Source organism: Devosia sp. LjRoot16 (assembly GCF_964252795.1).
Taxonomy (GTDB): domain Bacteria; phylum Pseudomonadota; class Alphaproteobacteria; order Rhizobiales; family Devosiaceae; genus Devosia_A.
Window position 1 is genome coordinate 229,819 of record NZ_CAXUPH020000007.1, and the last position, 21,492, is coordinate 251,310.

The 21,492-nt window shown below is 66.5% G+C and carries 14 protein-coding genes; 7 read left to right on the forward strand and 7 right to left on the reverse strand.

Going from position 1 to position 21,492, the window contains the following annotated elements:
- Positions 1-30 precede the first annotated feature (30 nt).
- The 5 genes from ACSQ23_RS27545 to ACSQ23_RS27565 all read right to left on the reverse strand — a co-directional run bounded on the left by ACSQ23_RS27545 (position 31) and on the right by ACSQ23_RS27565 (position 7,308).
- Complete coding sequence (locus ACSQ23_RS27545) at positions 31-1,326, reverse strand: alpha/beta fold hydrolase (RefSeq protein WP_436092602.1); 1,296 nt, start codon at positions 1,324-1,326, stop codon at positions 31-33.
- A gap of 196 nt (positions 1,327-1,522) precedes the next feature.
- Complete coding sequence (locus ACSQ23_RS27550) at positions 1,523-2,476, reverse strand: ABC transporter permease (RefSeq protein WP_436092603.1); 954 nt, start codon at positions 2,474-2,476, stop codon at positions 1,523-1,525.
- Positions 2,473-3,396, reverse strand: a complete 924-nt coding sequence (locus tag ACSQ23_RS27555; protein WP_436092604.1) for an ABC transporter permease — start codon at positions 3,394-3,396, stop codon at positions 2,473-2,475. The genes ACSQ23_RS27550 and ACSQ23_RS27555 overlap by 4 nt, the downstream gene beginning before the upstream one ends.
- Positions 3,393-5,237: a dipeptide ABC transporter ATP-binding protein gene (locus tag ACSQ23_RS27560; RefSeq protein WP_436092605.1), complete on the reverse strand. Its 1,845-nt coding sequence runs from the start codon at positions 5,235-5,237 to the stop codon at positions 3,393-3,395. Before ACSQ23_RS27560 ends, ACSQ23_RS27555 begins: the two co-directional genes overlap by 4 nt.
- Positions 5,238-5,550: 313 nt before the next feature.
- A complete protein-coding gene (locus ACSQ23_RS27565) occupies positions 5,551-7,308 on the reverse strand; it encodes an ABC transporter substrate-binding protein (RefSeq protein ID WP_082528338.1) in 1,758 nt (585 codons plus the stop codon).
- 206 nt (positions 7,309-7,514) lie between these two features.
- On the opposite strand from ACSQ23_RS27565, the gene ACSQ23_RS27570 reads away from it, so the two are divergent.
- The 4 genes from ACSQ23_RS27570 to ACSQ23_RS27585 all read left to right on the forward strand — a co-directional run bounded on the left by ACSQ23_RS27570 (position 7,515) and on the right by ACSQ23_RS27585 (position 13,166).
- A complete protein-coding gene (locus ACSQ23_RS27570) occupies positions 7,515-8,429 on the forward strand; it encodes a dihydrodipicolinate synthase family protein (RefSeq protein WP_436092606.1) in 915 nt (304 codons plus the stop codon).
- A 2-nt stretch (positions 8,430-8,431) separates the two neighbouring features.
- Positions 8,432-10,207 carry a M24 family metallopeptidase gene (locus tag ACSQ23_RS27575; RefSeq protein ID WP_436092607.1) on the forward strand — a complete coding sequence of 592 codons (1,776 nt, stop codon included), beginning with the start codon at positions 8,432-8,434 and terminating at the stop codon, positions 10,205-10,207.
- A gap of 181 nt (positions 10,208-10,388) precedes the next feature.
- Complete coding sequence (locus ACSQ23_RS27580) at positions 10,389-12,308, forward strand: glycoside hydrolase family 127 protein (protein ID WP_436092608.1); 1,920 nt, start codon at positions 10,389-10,391, stop codon at positions 12,306-12,308.
- A gap of 126 nt (positions 12,309-12,434) precedes the next feature.
- On the forward strand, positions 12,435-13,166 hold the full coding sequence (locus tag ACSQ23_RS27585; protein WP_055883528.1) for a GntR family transcriptional regulator: 732 nt from the start codon (positions 12,435-12,437) through the stop codon (positions 13,164-13,166).
- 209 nt (positions 13,167-13,375) lie between these two features.
- Here ACSQ23_RS27585 and ACSQ23_RS27590 read toward each other — a convergent pair whose 3' ends face one another.
- Entirely contained in the window at positions 13,376-14,740 is a 1,365-nt protein-coding gene (locus tag ACSQ23_RS27590; RefSeq protein ID WP_055883525.1) for a sensor histidine kinase, read from the reverse strand.
- Complete coding sequence (locus ACSQ23_RS27595; protein ID WP_436092689.1) at positions 14,737-15,408, reverse strand: response regulator transcription factor; 672 nt, start codon at positions 15,406-15,408, stop codon at positions 14,737-14,739. The genes ACSQ23_RS27590 and ACSQ23_RS27595 overlap by 4 nt, the downstream gene beginning before the upstream one ends.
- A gap of 203 nt (positions 15,409-15,611) precedes the next feature.
- Here ACSQ23_RS27595 and ACSQ23_RS27600 point away from each other — a divergent pair, with 203 nt between their 5' ends.
- From ACSQ23_RS27600 to ACSQ23_RS27610, 3 genes are read left to right on the forward strand one after another with little or no spacing between them, the layout of a single operon-like run.
- Positions 15,612-16,835, forward strand: a complete 1,224-nt coding sequence (locus tag ACSQ23_RS27600) for an efflux RND transporter periplasmic adaptor subunit (protein ID WP_436092609.1) — start codon at positions 15,612-15,614, stop codon at positions 16,833-16,835.
- 3 nt (positions 16,836-16,838) lie between these two features.
- On the forward strand, positions 16,839-19,973 hold the full coding sequence (locus ACSQ23_RS27605) for an efflux RND transporter permease subunit (RefSeq protein WP_436092610.1): 3,135 nt from the start codon (positions 16,839-16,841) through the stop codon (positions 19,971-19,973).
- A 22-nt stretch (positions 19,974-19,995) separates the two neighbouring features.
- Positions 19,996-21,399: an efflux transporter outer membrane subunit gene (locus tag ACSQ23_RS27610; RefSeq protein ID WP_436092611.1), complete on the forward strand. Its 1,404-nt coding sequence runs from the start codon at positions 19,996-19,998 to the stop codon at positions 21,397-21,399.
- The last annotated feature ends 93 nt before the right edge of the window (positions 21,400-21,492 follow it).

The window sequence follows — 21,492 nt, forward strand, 5'->3', positions numbered from 1 at the left end:
AGGGACGCCGACTGCGTGCTGCGGTGCCTCCTACCCTCTAACCGGCCCGCCCGCTTCCTTCACCATTTCCACCAGCCGCTTGAACACATTGCCGCTCTGGCGGATGCCGTCGTGTTCGTATTCGTTGGTGACCCAGTGCTGCAGGTTCCCGACCGCCGCGGCGGTTTCGAGCGATAGGCCTGCATCGACATAGAGATCGTCGTAATAGACCACCGCACTCACCGGCACCTGGTTGGCGGTGAGGCGCTTCAGGTCGTAGAGCTCGGAGTAGCTCTGGCGCGCCGCCAGGGTTTCGACGCCGGCCTTGAACGGGCGGAGCGAGCGGATTTCCTCGAACATCCACGGGAACATCATCTCGCCGGTGAACAGCAGCGGGCGGGCGGCGGGGTCGAACTCGGGGTGATCGGCGCGGACCCGCTCGGCAGCCCAGTTGGTGGCGCCGGCGCCGTGGCCGTAAATGCTCTCCTGCAGCGCGGCAAACAGCGGGCCGCTATCATAGCTGGTGAGGCTCATGACGCTGAACAGGAAATGATCCGACAGCCGGTCCGGGGTGGAGAAGGCTTCGTCGATCAGCCAGTGGACGTTCTCGTGGCCGGGCGCGATGCCGAGATCAATGCCGATGGTCTGCAGCCGCTTGACCGTCAACCGGTCGCCATCGGGCAGGCGGACGTCGTTGCTGTCAATGAAATCGGCGATGGCGGCGACGCGGGCGACGTCATCGGGATAGCGCTTGTAGTAGAGCCGGCTCTTGCCTGCCGCGCGCGGATAGGTGCGGCGGTAGACCTCGTCGGCGTTGGGCACGAGGCTCGCGAGGCCGCCGGCGACGTAGCAGGCGGCGAGCGCCTCGGGGTAGCGCGACAAATAGGTGAGGGTGAGGAAGCCGCCATAGCTCTGGCCGAGCGATTCCCAGCGCTTGCCGGGGAACAGGGTTTTGCGGGCGTGCTCGAAATCGTCGACGATCGAGTCGGCGCGGAAATGGCTGAGGTAGTCGGCGGCGGCGTCCCCAGTGGCAAAGCCCGCCATGGTGGCGGCCTCGATGCGGGCGGAGCGGCCGGTGCCGCGCTGATCAGGCAGGATGACGCGATGCGTCTTCAGCGCCTCGGTCAGCCAGGACGGGCTGCCCTTGGTGGGGCGCGGCGACTTGCCGCCGGGGCCGCCCTGCAGGAACACCAGCAGCGGCAGGTCGTCATGGCGTTTGGTGGGGTCGACCACCTCGCGCAGGAACAGCTCGATGGTTTGGTCCTCAGGTTTGCTCCAGTCGAGCGGCACCGGCAGCAGGTGGTCGCGGATCAGCATGCCGGGGATGGTGTATTCGGCGACGGGCATCTCTCAAAAATCCTTCACATTCGTTAGAGCGTTCTCACCGCCAACCGAACCACCCGCGATGTCATCCCAGCGAAAGCTGGGACCCATTCATCCGCTTGCGCTGTGGCCAGTTGGGTCCCAGCTTTCGCTGGGATGACATCCGGTGGGTGTGTCCAGGTAGTGCCCACCACTATGTCGGTTAGCCCATTGAAAATCCCTACCGCACACGCGGATCCAGCAGCACATAGGCGATGTCGACGATGATGTTGGCGACGACGATGAACAGGCCGCCGAGCAGCACCACGCCGATGATGATCGGCCGGTCCTGGTTGGCCACGGCCTGCACCGCGAGGGCGCCGACGCCTTGCAGGCCATAGACCTGTTCGATGACGATGGCGCCGCCGAGCAGCAGTGCGATATCGGCGCCGAGCTGGGTGGCGAGCGGGGTGAGGGTGGCGCGCATGCCGTGCTTCCAGACGACCTTGCGCTCCGAGAGGCCCTTGGCGCGGGCGGTGCGGATGTAATCCTCGCCCATCACTTCGATCATCTGGCCGCGGGTGAGCCGCGCATAGACCGCGGCGGTGGTGAGCGCCAGGGTGGTCCAGGGCAGGATCAGATGCCAGGCCCAGATCGCCGGGTTGGGCAGGAACGGCTTGAAGCCGCCGGCCGGGAACAGCATGAAGCCCGATTGCCGGGGCAGGAAATAGAACAGGTAAAGCGACATCATGCCGAGCACGAAAGTCGGGAAGCTGAGGCCGATGAGGATGAAGCCCTGTCCCAAGCGATCGCGCACTCCGCCGGGATGACGCGCCGACATGATGCCGATGGGGATGCCGACGGCGAGCCAGACCAGCACGCCGCCGACCACCAGCGACAGGGTGGCGGGCAGCCGGTTGAAGATCAGTTTCGCGACGGGCTGCTGGTTGCGGTAGGAAAAGCCGAGATCGCCGGTCACGGCCTTGCCGAGAAAGCTCAGATATTGCTCGTGGATCGGCCGATCGAGGCCGAGATTGGTGCGGATCTGGATCAGCTGCGTCTCGGTCGCCTTGTCGCCCGCCACCATGCGGGCCGGATCGCCCGGGGCGACGAAGAACAGGAAGAACACGAACATGCTGAGCGTCAAAAGGATCAGCGCGCCGAACGCGACTCGGCCGAGGAGATAGCGGATCATTTCGGTTTCCTCCGCACCGGCCGGCCGCGCGGATCGAGCGCATCGCGCAGCCCATCGCCGAGGATGTTGAAGGCGAGCGTGGTGAACAGCAGCGCGAGGCCGGGGATCAGCACCAGCCAGGACGCGACGAGATAGAGCGAGTTGCCGGCGGCGTCGGCCAGCATGCCGCCCCAGCTCGGAGCCGGCGGCACGATGCCCATGCCGAGAAAGCTCAGCGTCGCCTCGAAGACGATGGAGCCCGGGATCATCATGGTGGTGTAGACGATGATCGGCACGCTGAGGTTCGGCAGAATGTCGATGAACATGATCGACAGCGGCCCGGCGCCGAGCGAGCGGCTGGCCTCGACGAATTCCTGCCGGCGCAGCGACATCACCTGGCCGCGGATGACGCGGCCCATGGTGGTCCAGCTGAAGAACACGATGACGCCGATCGAAAGCGACAGGCTGGGGCCGAACACCGAGACCAGTGCCAGGGCGCAGAGCAGGAACGGCACGCTCATCACCAGGTCCATGGCGCGGCTCAGCACAGTATCGACCCAGCCGCCGAAATAGCCGGCGACCATGCCGACGGTGATGCCGATCAACGCCGCGACGACCGCTGCGAGCACGCCGACGGTGAGCGAGACCTGCGCGCCATAGGCGAGACGGACGAGGACATCACGGCCGAGGTGATCGGTGCCGAACAGGAACTCGGCGTTTGGCGCCACCGGCAGGCCCATCTCGGAGAGGCCGGTATCGCGATATTGCTCGATGGCGGAGTGGCCGGTGAGCGCCGAAATCCATGGCGCCGAGAGGGCGAACAGCACCACCAGCACGATGAAGACCAGCGCGGCGATGATGGCCGGGTCGCGCCTGAGCCGGCGCAGCGTCAGCGCCAGCGAACCACGCTGCACGACGGGAATGGCAGCTCCGGTGCTCATGCGGCCTCCACGACATTGGAGAAGACCAGCGTGCGGCCGGCGGCGGAGTGGCGGGGCGGGGTGGTGACCGAGGCGGCGAGCAGCGTCTTTGTATAAGGGTGCTGCGGGGCCCGGTAGAGCGTCTCGGCCTCGGCGAGCTCGACGATCTGGCCGGCCTGCATCACGGCGATGCGGTCGCAGACATGCCGGACCACCGCGAGATCGTGCGAGATGAACAGGTAGGTGAGGTCGAGGTCGCGCTGCAGCGAACGCATCAGGTTCAGCACCTGCGCCTGGATAGAGACATCGAGGGCCGAGACCGGCTCGTCATAGATGATCAGCGAGGGGTTGAGAGCGAGGGCGCGGGCGATGCCGATGCGCTGGCGCTGGCCGCCGGAGAATTCCGAGGGGAAACGGTTGTAGTGCTCGGGGTTGAGACCGACGAGCTCCATCAGCCGCTGCACTTCGCGCTTCCGCTCAGCGCCACCGGCGAGGCCGTGGATGCGATAGGGATCGCCGATAATGGCGCCGACGCGGCGTCGGGGGTTCAAGGCGCCGAAGGGGTTCTGGAACACCAGTTGCACCTCGCGCCGCATCGCCTGCCAGGCGCGACCATCGAGGCTGCCGAGGTCGCGGCCGAGCAGCGAAACCTTGCCATGGGTCATTGGGATCAGCCCGGCCAGCACGCGGGCGAAGGTGGATTTGCCGCAGCCGCTTTCGCCGACGAGACCGAGGGTTTCGCCACGGTGCAGTTCGAGATCGATGCCCTTCAGCACCTCGAAACCGGCGCCGGGATTGAACAGGCTGCCGCCGCCATAGGTCAGGCGGACGCCCTCGGCTTTGACGACGATCTCGTCGGCGGCTGGGGCTTTGGCGATGGCCGCGACGCTGGCGGCGGCATCGGCGGGTGGGCCTTCGAGCCAGCACAGCGACTGCAGGCCATCGCTGAAGACGCGGAGCGGCGGCGCTTCGGTGGTGCAGCGAGGCAGGGCGCTGGCGCAGCGCGGCGCGAACACGCAACCCCTGGGGGTTTCGAGCAGGCTGGGCGGGCGGCCGGGGATCGGCACCAGCTCGGCGCCCGCCTCGTAATTGGCGGGCGAGGAGGCGAGCAGCCCCGATGTGTAGGGGTGGGCCGGGGCGGCGAAGAGCGGGGCGCTCGGCCCCAGCTCCATGCGGCGTCCGGCATACATCACCATCACGTGGTCGGCGATGCTGGAGAGGAGCCCGAGATCGTGGGTGATCATCACCACGGTGGTGCCGCGCTCGCGCCGCATCTCGTCGAGCAGCGCGACGATCTGCGCCTGCACCGTGACATCGAGGGCGGTGGTGGGTTCGTCCGCGATGACCAGCGGCGGGTTGAGGATCAGCGCCATGGCGATCATCACGCGCTGGCGCATGCCACCGGAGAACTGGTGCGGGAAACTGTCGAAACGGCGATCCGCTTCGCTGATGCCGACGCGGGCGAGGAGGTCGACGGCGCGGCGGCGCGCCACGGCTTTATCCACCTTCTCGTGGGCGTGGATCATCTCGGTGATCTGGCTGCCGACGGTGTAATAGGGGTGCAGGCTCGACATCGGATCCTGAAAGATCATGCCGATGCGCGAGCCGCGGATCGATTGCAATTCGGCGGGCTTCAGGCCCAGGAGATTGCGGCCCTCGAACAGCACTTCGCCGGTGACGGTGGCGTTGGGCAGGAGGCCGAGAATGGCCTGGGTCAATACGCTCTTGCCCGACCCGGACTCGCCGGCGATGCCGAACAGTTCGCCGGCTTCGAGCGCGAAGGAGACGTCGCGCACCGCGTGGATCACGCCGTCTTCAGTGGGAATATCGACGCTCAGATGCCGCGCTTCGAGAACTGCCACGCAACCACTCCAGACTGGGCACCGGCGCCTCGCAAGCGCTGGTGCGGTATTCGATTAGGCTGAACCGGCTGCACGGCTGACTCGGCCCTTGACCTGCCCACGGGTGTCATCCCTGCGAAAGCAGGGACCCATTTCCCCGCTCGCGCGGGCTGCGAGTTGGATCCCAGCTTTCGCTGGGATGACAGCCGGTGGTGGGGTGATCACGGTGGGTCCACTCGACCACGAGCCCCAGAAATACGCTTGTGATCGCCGAAATCGTACTTCCCCTCACCGCGAGGAGAGGGGAAGTACGGGCGTTCGAACCAGCCCCAGCCTATTGCTGCAGCCAGACGTTGGTCCAGTCGCCCTGGACGCCGATCGAGTAGGGCTGGAAGTTCTGCACCGCCGCACCGTGGTAGAGCACGATCAGGTTGGCGATCAGCGGCACCACCGGTGCATCGGCCATCACCAGCTCATCGACCTGGGCCCAGAGCGCGCCGACTTCTTCGGGCGTCGTGGCGTTGATCGCCTGCTGGCCAAGCTCGTTGGCCTTGTCGTTGTTGTAGTCGGTGTAGTTATAGGTCTGGTGCGTGCCGTCATAGCTGAACTGCGGCTGGAACACTGAGCGCGCCGAGCCGCCGGCCCAATCCGGAGTCCAGCCGACCGGCGCGATATCCCAGGTGCCTTCCTGGGTGTTCACCGGGTTGGTCATGAACTTCGAATAGTAGTCGGCCGGAGCCACCGGGGTCAGCTCGAGGGTGATGCCGGCCTTGGCCATCGAGGCCTGGATGGTCTGCGCCACCGCCGGCTCGTTGCCCTTGTTGCGGAACGGCATTTTCAAGGTGATGCCATTGGGGAAGCCGGCTTCGGCAAGCAGCGCCTTGGCCTTTTCCGGGTCACCCTTGGCCTCAGGCGAGGGGTAGAGGTCGAACTCGTGGTAGCCGAGCACGCCGAGGCCGAAAATGCCGTTGACGGGCTTGGCGATCGACGGCCCGCCCATCTGCTGGACGATGGCGGCCTTGTCGACGGCGTAGTTCAGCGCCTGGCGTACCTTCAGGTCCTTGAGCGCGCCGTTATTGTTGCCCGAAACGGTGTTGATGAAGATGAAGTTGGTGTTGCCCGACGACACCGTCATCAGCTTTTCGTCGCCCTGGGCGGTCAGCATCGAGAGGATGGCCGGCGGGATGGTGACATCATAAGTCATGTCGCCATCGCCCGATTGCAGCTGCTGCATGATGGCGTCGACGGTGAGCCCGAAGGTGATGTCGATCTGGTCGACATAGGCCTTGCGCAGCGGATCGCTGTCGGCGGTCCAGGCCGGGTTGCGCACCAGCTGCAGCGAGGAATCCGGCGTGTAGGCGCCGGGAGTGTAGGGGCCGCTGGCGATGAAGTTGCTGCGGTAATCCGGACCATCGGGCAGGTAGTCGAGCACTTCGATCGGCGCCGGGGCGGAGGTCGCGAGCGACAGCATGTAGATGAAATCGCCGGCGCGCTGCGTCAGCTTGATCACCACGGTCTCATCATCCGGCGTCTCGATGCCGGTGATGTCGTTGCCCTCGATATAGGCCTTCATCGCTTCGACGGTCGGCTCGACCTTGGAAAAGCCATCGCAGAACTCGGCCATGCCGGCGACGAGGCTCGAATAATAGGTCAGCGCCGCCGAGCCGAGCGCCGGGTTGCACATGCGCTTGAAGCCGCGCTCGAGGTCGGCCGAGGTGATCTGGCGGGCGCCCGAGGGGGCGTTCCACTGCGCGCCCTGACGGATCTTGAAGGTGTAGGTGAGCCCGTCATCGGTCGGCTGCGGGACTTCTGTCGCGAGATCGCCCTTGGGGGTGATGCGCACCGTCTCGTCGGTCGAGGCTTCGTAGGAGATCAGCTGGCGCGATACGGCGCGCAGGAAATTGTTGGTGGTGACCAGAGCCGCGGAAGTCGGGTCGAAATGGTCGAGATCCTCGGTGCCGAGGATGCGCAGGGTGCCGCCGGGCTGGGCGTCCTGCGCGAAGCTGGGCAGGGCCGAGAGAGCGGTTGCGACGAGGCCGGCGAGCGCCAGCCGGGGCAGCAGTTTGAGGCGTTTCGGGGTGGTATGCGCCATGGGTTCCCTCCTGATGTGGGCGAGCGGCCGCAATGCGCAGCCTCTCCCGTGCTGGGGATAGTCGACAGCCTGTACGCAGCTTGTCAATAGTAATGTCGACAACTTGCCGACAGTTGCTTTTCATCCTATGAGAGCTACAAGGCCGGACGCCGTGACGCGTCCTGAACGACGAGTGCGGCCGTTGCCCGCGAGACAAGGACCAGACGATGCAGAAGAGCGATTTCCGCGGCGTATTCCCGGCGATCACCACCAAGATGACGGCTGAGCAGGAGGTCGACCTCACGGCGGTGCGGGCCGATGTCGCCTACCAGATCGAGTCCGGCGTCGACGGCGTCATCGTCTGCGGTTCGCTCGGTGAAGCCTCTAGCCTGACGCGCGAGGAAAAGCTCGCCATCGCCAAGGCGGCAATCGCGGAAGCCGCGGGCCGCAAGCCCATTCTCCTCACCATCGCCGAGGATTCGACCCGGGCCGGCGCGGCGCTCGCCGCGGAAGCCGAGGCGATCGGCATCGAGGGGCTGATGGTGCTGCCGGCGATGCGCTATCTCGCCGACGATCGCGAAGTGGTGGCGCATTACCGCGCCATCGCCGCCGCCTCCGGCCTGCCGATCATCATCTACAACAACCCGATCGCCTACGGCATCAACGTCACCGAGGCGATGCTGAAGGAAATGGCGGACGAGCCGAAATTCGTCGCCATCAAGGAATCGACTGGCGACACCCGCCGCATCAACGAGACGCTGCGGGCGCTGGGCGATCGCTATCAGCTCCTCACCGGCGTCGACGACCTGGCGCTCGAAAGCCTGATCCTCGGCTGTTCTGGCTGGATCGCCGGGCTGGTGGTGGCTTTCCCGCGCGAGACGGTGGCCATCTACAAGCTGGCGGCAGAGGGGCGGATCCCCGAGGCGATGGAGATCTATCGCTGGTTCCTGCCGCTGCTCAGCATGGATATCGGGCCGAAATTCGTCCAGAACATCAAGCTGGTCGAGGCCATTGTCCGCGGCACCTCGCCGGTGACCCGGGCGCCGCGGCTGCCGCTGGTCGGTGCCGAAGAAGCACGAGTGCGCGCCATCACCGAGGCCGGGCTGAAGAGCCGGCCGGATCTCTCCAAGTACGGCTTCTGACGATGACCAGACTTCAGGCGCTCCGGGCCCATCTCGGGGCCCTGGGTATCGACGGGGTGATCGTGCCGCGCTTCGATGCCCACCAGGGTGAATATTGCGCGCCGCATGATGAGCGGCTGCGCCATCTCACCGGCTTCACCGGCTCGGCGGGCATCGCGCTGGTCACTGCCGAGGCGGCGGTGATCTTCGTCGATGGCCGCTACCAGGTGCAGGTGCGCCAGGAAGTCGATCTCGAGGCGTTCGAGATCTCGCACTTTTATGATTTTCCGCTGGAGCGCTGGCTCGGCGAAAAGCTGCCGCGCAACCGCCGGATCGGTTTCAACCCGATGCTGATCCCGTCGGACCTGCATCAGCGGCTGGTGGCGGCGATGCAGCAGGCCGGCGGCGAACTGGTGCCGCTCGAGGCCGATCCGATCGACGCGATCTGGCCGGATCAGCCGGAGCCGCCGACCGGGCGGATCGCGAGCTTTGCCAATGCCGGCGAGGCGGCAGTGGAAAAGCGCCGCCGCATCGGGGCGCGGCTGGCCGAGCTCGGGGCGGATTTCCTGGTCGAGACGCAGCCCGACAATATCGCCTGGCTGCTCAATGTGCGGGGCAGCGATGTCAAATACACGCCGCTGCCCCAGTCGTTCCTGCTGCTCGACAAGAGCGGGGATACCGAGTGGTTTGTCGATGAGCGAAAGCTCCCCAACGATCGCGAGGCCTATGAGCTCGAAGCGGTAACGACGCGTTCGCCGGCCGACCTGCTCGCCGGCATCGCGGGGCGCGCGGGCGGCAAGCGGGCGCTGGTCGATCCGCGCTTCGCCTCGGTGGCGGCAGCGCTGGCGGTGACCGGGGCAGGGGGCACGGTGCTGTCGGAAACGAGCCCGATCACCATTGCCAAGGCGATCAAGAACAGCACCGAACTCCAGGGCTTCCGCGCGTCGCATGTCAGCGATGGCGTGGCGCTCACCGAGTTCCTGAGCTGGCTCGCCGACAATGTTGGGCCACGCGAAGCGTCCGGTAACGCGATCACCGAACTCGAGGCCGAGGACAAGCTGCTGGAGTTCCGGGCCCGGGGCGAAGGTTTCGTCGAGCCGAGCTTCCGCTCGATCTCGGCCTCGGCGGCGAACGCCGCGATGTGCCATTACGCGTCGAGCGAAGCGACCAATGCCGCGCTGACGACCAGCAGCGTCTATCTGATCGATTCCGGCGGGCAGTATCTGACCGGCACTACCGATGTCACCCGCACGACGGCTTTCGCCCCAGTCTCCGACGAGGTGCGTCGCACCTATACCGCGGTGCTCAAGGGCTTTGTAGCGCTGATGACGGCGCAGTTCCCGGTGACGGCTAGGGGGCATCACCTCGATGCGCTGGCGCGGCGGCCGCTCTGGGATCTCGGGCTCGACTACGACCACGGCACCGGGCACGGGGTCGGGCACTTCCTCTCGGTGCACGAACACCCGCAGCGCTTCGGCAAGGTGGTGAACAATTATGAGTTCGCGCCCGGCGTGATCATGACCATCGAGCCCGGCTATTACCGCGAAGGCGAGTTTGGGCTCAGGGTCGAGAACCAGGTGGAGACGGTCGCCGCGGCGCCGGGGTTCCTGCGCTTCGAGACGCTGACCCTGGCGCCGATCGACCTGGCATTGGCGGATGTGAGCGCGCTGACCCGCGAGGAGGTGGCGTGGATCGATGGCTATCATGCGCGGGTGCGGCAGGCGCTGGCGGACAAGCTGTCGCTGTCGGCTCGGGCCTGGCTCGAGCGGATGACGGCGGCGATCTCGGTGGGTAATTGAAGCGCACCAGAATGGGGGTTGGGCACCATCCCCGACCTCCCACCGGCTGTCATCCCAGCGAAAGCTGGGACCCATCCATCAGCTGGCGCGGGCTGCGAGTTGGGTCCCAGCTTTCGCTGGGATGACACCGTGGTTGTGGCGCTGATCAGTGAACACCTAACTATTGAAACCAGGCATCCCAATGTCCGCCCCCTCCAATCCACGCCTCGATCGCTACACTCCCGTTGACCACGCCAAGGTCGATTTCACTGGCGGGTTCTGGGAGAGCTGGAGCGAGACGGTGCGTAAGGTCACCGTGCCGACGCAGCACCAGCGGCTCGACGAGGAGGGGTTCCTCGAGGTGCTGAACTTCCACCTGCCGCCGGCGCCGCTGGTTCGCCCGATCCAGCCGAGCGGGCTTTCCATGCAGCACTTCTTCGACAGCGATTTCGGCAAGTGGATCGAGGCGGCGAGCTATACGCTGAAGGCGCATCCCAACCCGGAGCTCGAAGCAAAGATCGACGAGATCGTCGAGCAGCTGGCCAAGGGGCAGCTGGCGGATGGCTATCTTAATTCGTGGTTCATCCGGCGCGAGCCGGAGAAGCGCTGGACCAACCTCCGCGACCTGCACGAGATGTATTCGATGGGCCACCTGCTCGAGGGGGCCGTCGCCTATTTCGAGGCGACCGGCAAGCGGCGCTTCCTCGAGGTGATGAGCCGTGCCGTCGACCATATCATCGACACGTTCGGGGCCGAGCCGGGGAAACTGCGCGGCTATGATGCGCATGAAGAGATCGAGATTGCGCTGATCAAGCTGCATCGCATCACCGGTGACCAGCGGCACCTCGACCTCGCGACATTCTTCGTCAACGAGCGCGGCCAGCAGCCGGCTTACTACGACGAGGAGGCGCGGCGGCGTGGCAAGGACCCCAGGGATTACATCTTCAAGGATTACTCCTACAGCCAGGCCCATATGCCGGTGCGCGAGCAGACCCAGGTGGTGGGCCATGCGGTGCGCGCCATGTACCTGTTCTCGGCGATGGCCGATGTGGCGGCGGAGACCGGCGATCTCAGCCTGTTCGCCGCCTGCGACCGGCTGTTCGACAACCTCACCGGGCGGCAGCTCTATGTCACCGGCGGGTTGGGGCCGGCGCATGCAAATGAGGGGTTCACGCGGGAATATGACTTGCCCAACGTCACCGCCTATGCCGAGACCTGCGCGGCGGTGGCGCTGGCGTTCTGGGGCCATCGCATGGCGCAGATCGAGCTCGACGGGCGCTTCACCGACCATGTCGAGCTGGTGCTGTTCAACGGCGCGCTGTCGGGGATCTCGCGCGATGGCGAGCACTATTTCTACGAGAATGTGCTCGAGAGCCACGGCGATAACAGGCGCTGGAAGTGGCACTATTGCCCGTGCTGCCCGACCAATATCGCCCGGCTGATCGCCTCGCTCGGCAGCTATTTCTATACCACGAAGCCCGACGAGCTCGCGGTGCACCTCTATGGCGCCAACACCGCCGAGGCGGTGCTGGGCGATACCGTGGTCAAGCTCAGCCAGGAGACGCGCTATCCCTGGGATGGCGACATCCGGCTCGGCATTTCGCCGGCGACGCCGAAGCGCTTTGCGCTCAGGCTGCGGGTGCCGGGCTGGTGCGGCGAGGCGAAGCTCAGCGTCAACGGCGCCTTCGTGCCGCTTGAGGTGACCAAGGGCTATGCCACCATCGAACGCGAGTGGCGGGCCGGCGACGAGGTGCGGATCGGTTTCGCCATGCCGGTCGAGCGGCTCTACGCCAACCCCGAAGTCACCGAAGATGCCGGGCGGGTGGCGCTGAAGCGCGGGCCGGTGGTCTATTGCCTCGAAGAGGTCGATAACGGCTTTGTGCCGCAGCGGCTGCGGCTGGCGCCGGGGGCGGCGATCGAGACGGCGTTCGATCCCGACCTGCTCGGCGGCGCGGTGACGCTCAGCGGCGGCGCCGTGAAGGCTGGTGATGCCGGCTGGGGTGGGGCGCTCTATCGCAACGCGCCTTCGACGCTGGAGCCGACGCGCTTTACGGCGATCCCCTATCACCTCTGGGCCAATCGCCAGGCGGGCGGCATGCTGGTGTGGCTGCTCGAGGCCTAGCTCCCCTCCCCTCAAGGGGGAGGGGTGCAGAACAGGCATAGCCGGAAGCAGCCGTTGCAATCGCCGGTGGAACCGGCTTTCTAGCGCCGAGAGCAGGCTGAATGCAGGAGAATCGTCGTGGCTGCTATGCGCGGGGCGACAAAGAAGGGCAAGACGGCGCCGGATGGCAGCGAGCCGGTGCGGGTGCGCGGGCAGGGGGCGCAGACCGTCTATGAGAAGCTGCGCCAGTCGATCCTCGACCTGACGCTGGAGCCGGGCGCGCCGCTGGACGAGGTGGGGCTTTCCGAGCAGTTCGAGATGTCGCGCACCCCGATCCGCGAGGCGCTGGTACGGCTCTCGGCCGAGGGGTTGGTGACGACGCTGCCCAACCGCAGCACCATCGTCTCGTCGATCGATTTCGTGCAGCTGCCGATCTATTTCGAGGCGCTGACGCTGATGTACCGGGTGACGACGCGCGGCGCCGCAGTGCACCGGCGCGACAGCGATATGGTGACGATCCGGAAGCTCCAGGCCGCCTATGCCGACGCGGTGGCGCAGCGCGATGCGCTGAAGATGATCCAGTCCAACCGCGATTTCCACGTGGCGATCGCCGCCGCCGGCGGCAACAGCTATTTCACCGGGCTGTTCACCCGGCTGCTCGACGAAGGGCGGCGGATTTTGCGGCTCTACTACCAGAGCTTCGATGACACCCTGCCGCGCCAATATGTCGACGAGCACGAGGCGATGGTGGCGGCGGTGGCTGCCGGGGATGCGGAACTGGCGGACAAGCTCGCCGCCGGCCACGCGGCGCAGATCGTGCGGCAGATCCAGAGCTACATCGCGCGGGACACGACCTCGCATATCAGTTTGGCTTCGTAGGGGCACAAGACTATCAGTCGGCGCGCCCTCTCCCGTTTACGGGGGAGGGGGGACCAGCCGAAAGGCTGGTGGGAGGGGGGTGCCGCAGGCTCTGGCGCCTGCCCGGTCCGCTTACGATCAGTGCGTGGGGCACCCCCCTCCCACCACGCTTTCGCGTGGTCCCCCCTCCCCCGCAGGCGGGAGAGGGCACGCCGACTGCGCGGTCGGCGTTACCCCTCCGCCAGCGGCAGCAGCATCGAGAATCTTGCGCCGCCCGTGGGGGATTCCGTGACCGCCACGCGGCCTTTGTGGCGCTGGACGATGGAGGCGACGAGGTTGAGGCCGAGGCCGGCGCCGGTGGCGAGGGGCTTGATGCGGTAGAACGGCTCGAAGATGCGTTCGCGGTCGGCCGGGGCGATGCCGGGGCCATCGTCCATTACCGAAACGGTGCCGTTGGGGCTGACCTCGACGACGATCTGGCCGTGATTGGCGGCATGGACGATGGCGTTCTGCACCACATTGGCGAGGGCGCGGGTGAGGCTGCCTTCGTCGCCGCGGATCATCACCGGGTGATCCGGGGCGTTGAGCCCCAGTTCATAGCCGGCGTTGAGGGCGAGCGGCGCGAGATCGCTGACCACGGTGCCGGCGAGTTCGACCAGGTCGAGCGGCTCCATCGTGGTTTCACCCAGGTCCATGCGCTGCAGGTCGAGCAGCTGGTCGGCGAGGCTCGAGAGGCGGGCGACATCCATCAGCAGCCGGGCCTTTTCGGGGAAGGGCTCGGCGGTCTCCAGCCGGGTCTGCAGGATGGCGATGGGGGTGCGGAGTTCATGCGCCGAGTCGGCGAGGAAGCGCTCGCGCTGCGCATAGGCCTTGTCGAGCCGGGCGAGGCCGCCATTGACGGCGTCGACCAGGGCGCGGACCTCCTGCGGCACGTTCTCGGTGGGCAGCTGCGTGCCGCGGGCATCGATATCGATCAGTTCGGCCTGCTCGGCGGCCTGCTTCAAACCGCGCAGCTCGCGGCGGATCACCTTGGGGATGATGATGGTCGTGGCAATGCTGGTGATGGCGAGGAGGGCCAGGCTGAACAGGGCCCAGAAGCCGGCAACGAACGACACGACGCCGATGGTCCGCCCACCGCCCGAGACCACCATGACGTCGCCGATCTGGCTCTGGTGCTTTTCGAGCTGCAAGCCATCGGCCTGGGAGCCGGCGCGCGGGCGGACGTCGACCGAGGCGAATTGCCAGAGCTCGCCGTGCAGCTCCTCGTAGTAGATGGGCATCTTGCCGTAGGAAACCTCGGTGCCCGCCTCGGTCGCGGCAACGAACCAGACCGCCGGCCTGTCGGCGATCAGTTGCTTCAGCTTGGAGGTCATCTCGATTTCGGCGCCACCGCCGGCGGCCGGCCGGATCGCCTCGGCGAAGGTCGCGGAATTGCCTGGGTCGAGCGGCGGCGCATCGATGAAGCGGAGCGCCGGGTAGATGCCGAGCGGGAACACCACCAGTGCGAAGAACAGCAACAGCGCCACCGCCTGCACCTGGATCATGCGGCGGGTGAGGCGGCGTTCGAGCCGGACGATTTTGGGTTTGCGGGTCATGACTGCCTGAGGAGGTAACCGACGCCACGCACCGGATGGATTTCGACGGTGCTGCCGGCTTCGGCGAGCTTGCGCCTGAGGCGCGAGATGTGGGCTTCGAGCGAGTTGGACTGGATCTCGTCGTCCGAACCGTAGACGTCTTCCTCGAGCGCGGCGCGGCGCACGGTGCGGCCGGACCGGCGCATCAGGCTTTCGAGCACCAGGTATTCGCGGCGCGGCAGATCGACCTTCTCGCCATTAACGAACACGTCGCCGTGGTTGAGGTCGAGCGACAGGTTGCCCATCGCCAACGGCGCGGTTTCCACCTGGCTGGGCCGTCGCAGTACGGCCCGGAGCCGCGCCACCAGCTCGTCGACGACGAAGGGTTTGGCCAGATAATCGTCGGCGCCGAGGTTCAGGCCTTCGATACGGTGGTGGGCGCCGCCCATGGCCGAGAGCACGACGATCGGGGTGTGCGGGCGGCGCTTGCGGATATGGGCGATCAGCGAGGCGCCGTCGCCATCGCCGAGCTGCCGATCGAGGATCACCAGGTCATGCGCCACCGTCTCGATCGCCTCGATGGCGAACTCGATCGAGGGCACGTGGTCGGTGACGAAATCGTGCTTCTCCAGCGCCGCGCGCAGCAGCGCCGCCATGTCGGGCTCGTCTTCAACCAGCAATAGCCGCATCGGCACCTCCTTCGTCGTCATCGCCGATCAAGCTTGCCGAAAGCTTGCGCCGCCCGAGGCGGCCCGCGCAACCGACCCATGCGCGCTGCGCCGGGGCCACGCAAGGTTCATGCAAGCTTGGCGGCAGACAAGCCATCGCTCGCAATGCCCCGGGTCTCCCAGGGCGGCGAGACGTTTGGACCCATCACCCTGAGGACTGCGCCATGGACGAGCCCGCAATCCAGCCCGCTGCGAAACCCGAGTGGGCGCTGAGCCGGCGCGAACTGAAGAAGCGGGCGCTGCTGGCGGCCGGCATCCAGCCGGCGCGCTTCCCGTGGATGTGGGCCGGTGCTGCCGTGGTGGTGGTCGGCCTCGCGGTGTTCGTGTTGCCGCAGTTCCTTGCGCCGCAGGCCTCGACCCCGACCGAAGCCGCCGCACCGGCCGCGGATGTGGTGAAGCGCCTGCTGACCATCGACGTCGCGACGGCGGCTCCCACGACGCTGGCCGAAACGCTCAAAGCAACGGGCTCGCTGATGCCGCGGCGTTCCATTGCCATCGCCTCGCAGGTCAACGGCACGCTTAAAAGCGTCGACGCGCGGATCGGCGACCAGGTGAAATCAGGCGATGTGCTGGCGACGGTCGATGTCGAGACCTCGCAGATCCAGCTGAGCCAGCAGCGCAGCACTGCGGCAGCCACTCGCGCGCAACTGGCGCAGGCCGAGAACCAGCTCGAGCGCACCCTGCGCCTCGCCGATAGCGGCCTCACCCCCAGCGCCACGGTCGAATCCGAGAAAGCCTCGATCGAAGCGCTGAAGGCCAACCTCGCGGCGCTCGAGGCGCAGGTTGCGGGCGCCGAACTGGTGATCCGCAACGCCACCATCACCGCGCCGTTCGACGGCATCGTCGCAGCGCGCTCGATCGAGCCGGGCCAGCTGATCACATCAGGGGCGGCGCTGTTCGATCTCGTCGATCTCGCGATGATGGAAATGACCGCCTATGTGCCGGTGAGCGCCAGCCCGAAGCTGTCACCGGGGCAAGGGGTATCCCTTACGGTCGAGGGACTGCCCGGCCAGAGTTTTGCCGCGACCGTCGAGGGCGTCAGCCCGGTCGCGGCCAAAGGCACCCGCACCGTGCCGGTGCTGATCTCGGTGCCCAACCCCGAAGGCAAGCTGCGTGGTGGCATGTTCGCCTCGGGCAGCATCGTCATCGAAGAAACGCAGGGGGCGTTTGCCGTGCCGGACGCGGCTTTGCGCGAGGATGACGAGGGGACGCATATCCTCAGGATCGCCGATGGGGCGCTGGTGCGTCAGCCGGTCGAGATTGCGCGCAAGTGGGCGTCGAGCCGGATGACCGAGCTCGCCTCGGGCCTCGTGGCCGGCGAGAGCTATGTCTCCGGCCAGCTCGATGATCTGAAGCCCGGCATGCGCGTCACCGTGGTGGAGAACTGAGCCATGTTCCTCACCAAGATCAGCGTCCGCCACCCGGTTTTTGCCACCATGGTCATGGTGGCGCTGCTGGTGTTCGGCCTCTACTCCTACTCGCGCCTCTCCATCGAGCAGATGCCCAATATCGACCTGCCGGTCGTCGCGGTGGTGGTGAACTATCCCGGCGCCTCGGCGCAATCGGTCGAAAACGACATCATCAAGCCGATCGAAGACGCGGTGAACTCGATCAGCGGCATCGATACGCTGCAATCGATCGCGCAGCAGAACGCTGCGATGATCATCATGATGTTCGACATGGAGGTGAGCTCGGTCGACGCGGTGCAGGAGGTGCGCGACAAGATCGCCGGCATCGAAGCGAACCTGCCCGATAATGCCGACAAGCCGCGGGTGCTGCGGTTCGACCCCAACGCCATGCCGATCATGTCGCTGGCCATCCGCTCCGACAAACTCAGCTCGCGCGAGCTGACGCAGCTGGCCGATGACGTGGTGGTCAACCGGCTGCGCAATATCCCGGGCGTCGGCAGCGCCGATCTGGTCGGCGGGGTGCCGGAGCAGCTCGACGTGCTGGTCGATCCGGACCGGCTCGACGGGTTCGGCGTCAGCATGTCCGAGGTGATCTCAGCGATCCGGCAGAACAATCTCGACCTGCCGGCCGGCACCATCACCGAGGGCGCGGTGTCGCGCGCCATCCAGGTCGAAGGCCGGCTCGAGGATGTCGAGGATTTCCGTAACATCATCGTGTCGCGCACCGGCGGTCAGGCCGTGCGGCTCGGCGATGTGGCGACCATCACCCAGGGGCAGGGCGACGAGGAAAGTCTCGCCTTCATCAATGGCGAGCGGGCGCTGGCGATCAACATCATCAAGGTGCAGGGCGCCAACACCGTGGGCGTGGCGAAGGCCGTGCACCAGGAGCTCGAGCGGCTTCAGGAGCGCGAGCTGCCCGAGGGCGTCAGCATCGACGTGGTGGCCGACAATGCCGTGCCGGTGGAGCAGTCGTTCCACACGGTGCAGAACATGATCGTCGAGGGCGCGGGGCTCGCCGTGCTGATCGTCTTCCTGTTCCTCAACTCGTGGCGTTCGACCGTCATCACCGCGCTGACGCTGCCGATCTCGATCATCGGCACGATGACGGTGCTGTTTGCGCTCGGCTTCACGCTCAACATGATGACGCTGATGGCGCTGTCGCTGTCGGTGGGCATCCTGATCGACGACGCGATCGTGGTGCGCGAGAACATCATGCGGCACCTGCATATGGGCAAGAACCATGTGCAGGCGGCGCTCGACGGCACCAACGAGATCGGTCTCGCGGTGCTGGCGACGACGCTGTCGATCGTCGCGGTGTTCCTCCCCGTCGCCTTCATGGACGGCATCATGGGGCGGTTCTTCCTGCAGTTCGGCGTCACCGTCTCGGTGGCGGTGCTGATCTCGCTGTTCGTCGCCTTCACGCTCGACCCGATGATGTCGTCGGTGTGGCACGACCCGGATTCCGAGCCGGGCGCCAGGCGCGGCCCGCTCGGCCGGGCGGTGGCGAAGTTCGACCATTTCTTCGAGTGGTGCGCCGGCGGCTATCGGGCGCTGCTGCGCTGGTGCCTGCGGCATCGGATGACGACGCTTGGTACGGCCGTGGTGCTGTTCTTTGCCAGCTTCGCTTTGGTGCCGCTGGTCGGCTTCGAGGTGACGCCGGCGACCGATAACAGCGAGTTCCAGGTCGAAGTGGAGACGCCGCAGGGCTCATCGCTCGACTATACCGGCCAGAAGGTCCGGCAGGTGGAAGCGCTGCTGCGCACGTTGCCCGAAGTGAAGCGCACCTATGCCACCGTCGCCGGCGGGCAGGGCGTATCGAGCAATAATGCCGGCACCGTCGTCGTCACCATGGTGCCGCCGGGCGAACGCCAGCTGATGCCGCACGAAATGACGGCGCCAGTTCGAGATCTTCTCGCTCAGGTGCCCGGGGTGAAGACCATTGTCGGCGTCTCGAGCGGCTTTGGCAGCCTGAGCAAGCCGATCCAGGTCACCGCCTATGGCGACAGTTTTGCGGTGCTCGGCGACCTCACCGACCAGTTGGCGGCAAAGCTCGCCCAGATCCCCGGCCTCACCGATATCGAAACTTCGCTCGATGCGGCGCAGCCGATCGTCGGCATCCGGGTCAACCGCGAGCTTGCCAGCGAAGCCGGCATCTCGCTGCAGCAGGTGGGTGCGGTGCTGCAGCCAATGCTCAGTGGCGAAGAGGTCAGCGAATGGACCTCGCCGGCGGAAGAAACCTACAAGCTGGTGGTGCGGCTGCCGGAAGGCGAGCGCAACAGCGTCGAGCTGCTCTCCAACCTGCCGATCAGCCGCAATGACAGCGCGGTGATCCGGCTCGGCGACATCGCCGAGATCGAGACCTCGACCGGCCCGGCCGAGATCAACCGGCAGGACCTGTCGCGGCAGGTGACGGTCGACGCCAATATCAGCGGCGCCAATATCGGCGAGCTGATGCCCAAGATCCAGGCGGCGATCGATGCGATCGAGATGCCTGCCGGCTACCGCATGTCGATGGGCGGCGATGCCGAGCAGCTGGGCGATATCGGCTCCTCTGCCGGCTCGGCGCTGCTCCTGGCAGTGGTGTTCATCTACCTGGTGCTGGCCAGCCAGTTCGGCAGTTTCGTCCAGCCCATTGCCATCATGATGGCGCTGCCGCTGTCGCTGATCGGCGTCCTGGTCGGGCTGCTGATCGGTGGCTCGACGCTCAACATGATGTCGATGATCGGCTTCATCATGCTGATGGGCCTTGTGGTGAAGAACGCCATCCTGCTCGTCGACAATGCCAACCAGCACGTGCGCGAGGGCTGGAACCTCTATGACGCGCTGGTCGAAGCCGGGGTCACCCGCTTCCGCCCGATCATCATGACGACGCTCGCCATGGTGTTCGGCATGCTGCCCTTGGCGCTGAGCCTCCACGAAGGCTCGAGCCAGAACGCGCCGATGGCCCATGCGGTGATCGGCGGGCTGATCAGCTCGACGCTGCTGACGCTGGTCGTCGTTCCCGTGATGCTGACCTACACCGACTCGTTGAGCGGACTGGTCAAGCGTGTGCTGCGTCGGCGCGAGCCGGCGCAGCATCATCCAACGCCTGCGGCGGCTGATCTCGCCCCGCACTGATCCGATAACCCAAGGACTGATCATGATCACCGCACCGGCTTTGCAGGCGCGCGCCGCGCGCCTGCCCCGACTGCTCGTTGCCGTCAGCATCGCGGCGCTCCTGGCGGGCTGTTCGTCGCTCGCCTACCAGAAGCCGCAGATGACGGTGGCCGCCGCGTTTAGCGCCTCGTCTAACGCTAGAGTTTCCGTCGACAACAGCAACAAGGCGTGGTGGACGGCGTTCCGCGACCAGCGGCTGAGCCGGCTGATCGACCGCGGGCTCAGCCAGAACCTCTCGATCGCCCAGGCGGTGGAGCGGATCAACGAGGCCAATGCCGGCATGATCGCCGTCGGCGCCACCGTGCTGCCCTCGGCCTCGGGCAGCGTCGCCGGGCGCGAAAGCGGGGGCTCGGGGGCATCGAGTTCGTCGGTCACCTATGGCGCGACCGCCTCGTGGATGCTCGATCTGTTCGGGCAGTATGCCAATTTGAGGAAGGCCGCCGAGGCCGGTCTTGATCAGGCCTACCTCTCGGCCGACACGGCGCGGCTGACCTTCCTGTCGGAACTCACCAACGCCTATATCGACCTGCGCTACTATCAGGAATCGCTGGCGCTCACCCGCTCGAGCCTCGCCACTCGCCAGCAGACGCTGGAGCTGACCCAGTCGCTGCTTTCTAACGGCGCCGGCTCGCAGCTCGACGTGCTGCAGGCGCAAAGCGCCCTCGATGCCGCCTCGCTGCAGCTGCCGAGCCAGGAGCTGGGGTTCGTGCGCAGCCTCAACCGGCTGGCGACATTGACGGCGCAATCAACGGGCGCGATCGAAAAGGACCTGATCAAGGGCGCGCCGCAGCCCTGGCCGCGGGCCAAGGTCAATGCCGGCGTTCCGGCCGACCTGATCCGGCAGCGGCCGGACATCCAGGCGGCCGAGCGGGCGCTGCTGGCGGCGACCGCCAATGCCGGGATCGCCGAGGCGCAGCTGTATCCGTCGATCACGCTCAGCGGCAATATTCAGCTGGCGGCGCTGGCCGGCGGCAACACCACCAGCTGGGGGTTCGGGCCGACGCTCAGCCTGCCGTTCCTTGATGGCGGGCGGGCCAAGGCCAACCACCAGGCGGCGTTGTCGAAAGTGAACCAGGCTTATCTCAGCTGGCAGAGCGCGGTGCGCGGCGCCATCGAGGAGACCGAAAACGCGCTGGCCGCGGTGCGTCGCGACGGCCGCAGCATCGATGCCGCGACCAAGGTGTCGGACAGCGCGCAGCGGCAGCTCGAATTGGCGCGGAAGAGCTACCAGGAAGGGCAGGGGCAGATCCTCGACGTGCTCAACGCCGAACGCAGCCTGTTCGACGCCAAGGCCCAGCTGGCAACGTCGACGCGGCAATATGCGAGCAACTATGTGGCGCTGAACGTGGCGATCGGTGGGGGGATCGGGGCGTTAGCGGCCAAATAAGGTAGTCACCGGTATGGGCAGTCGGCGTACCCTCTCCCGCTTGCGGGGGAGGGGGAACCACGCGAAAGCGTGGTGGGAGGGGGGTGCCCCACG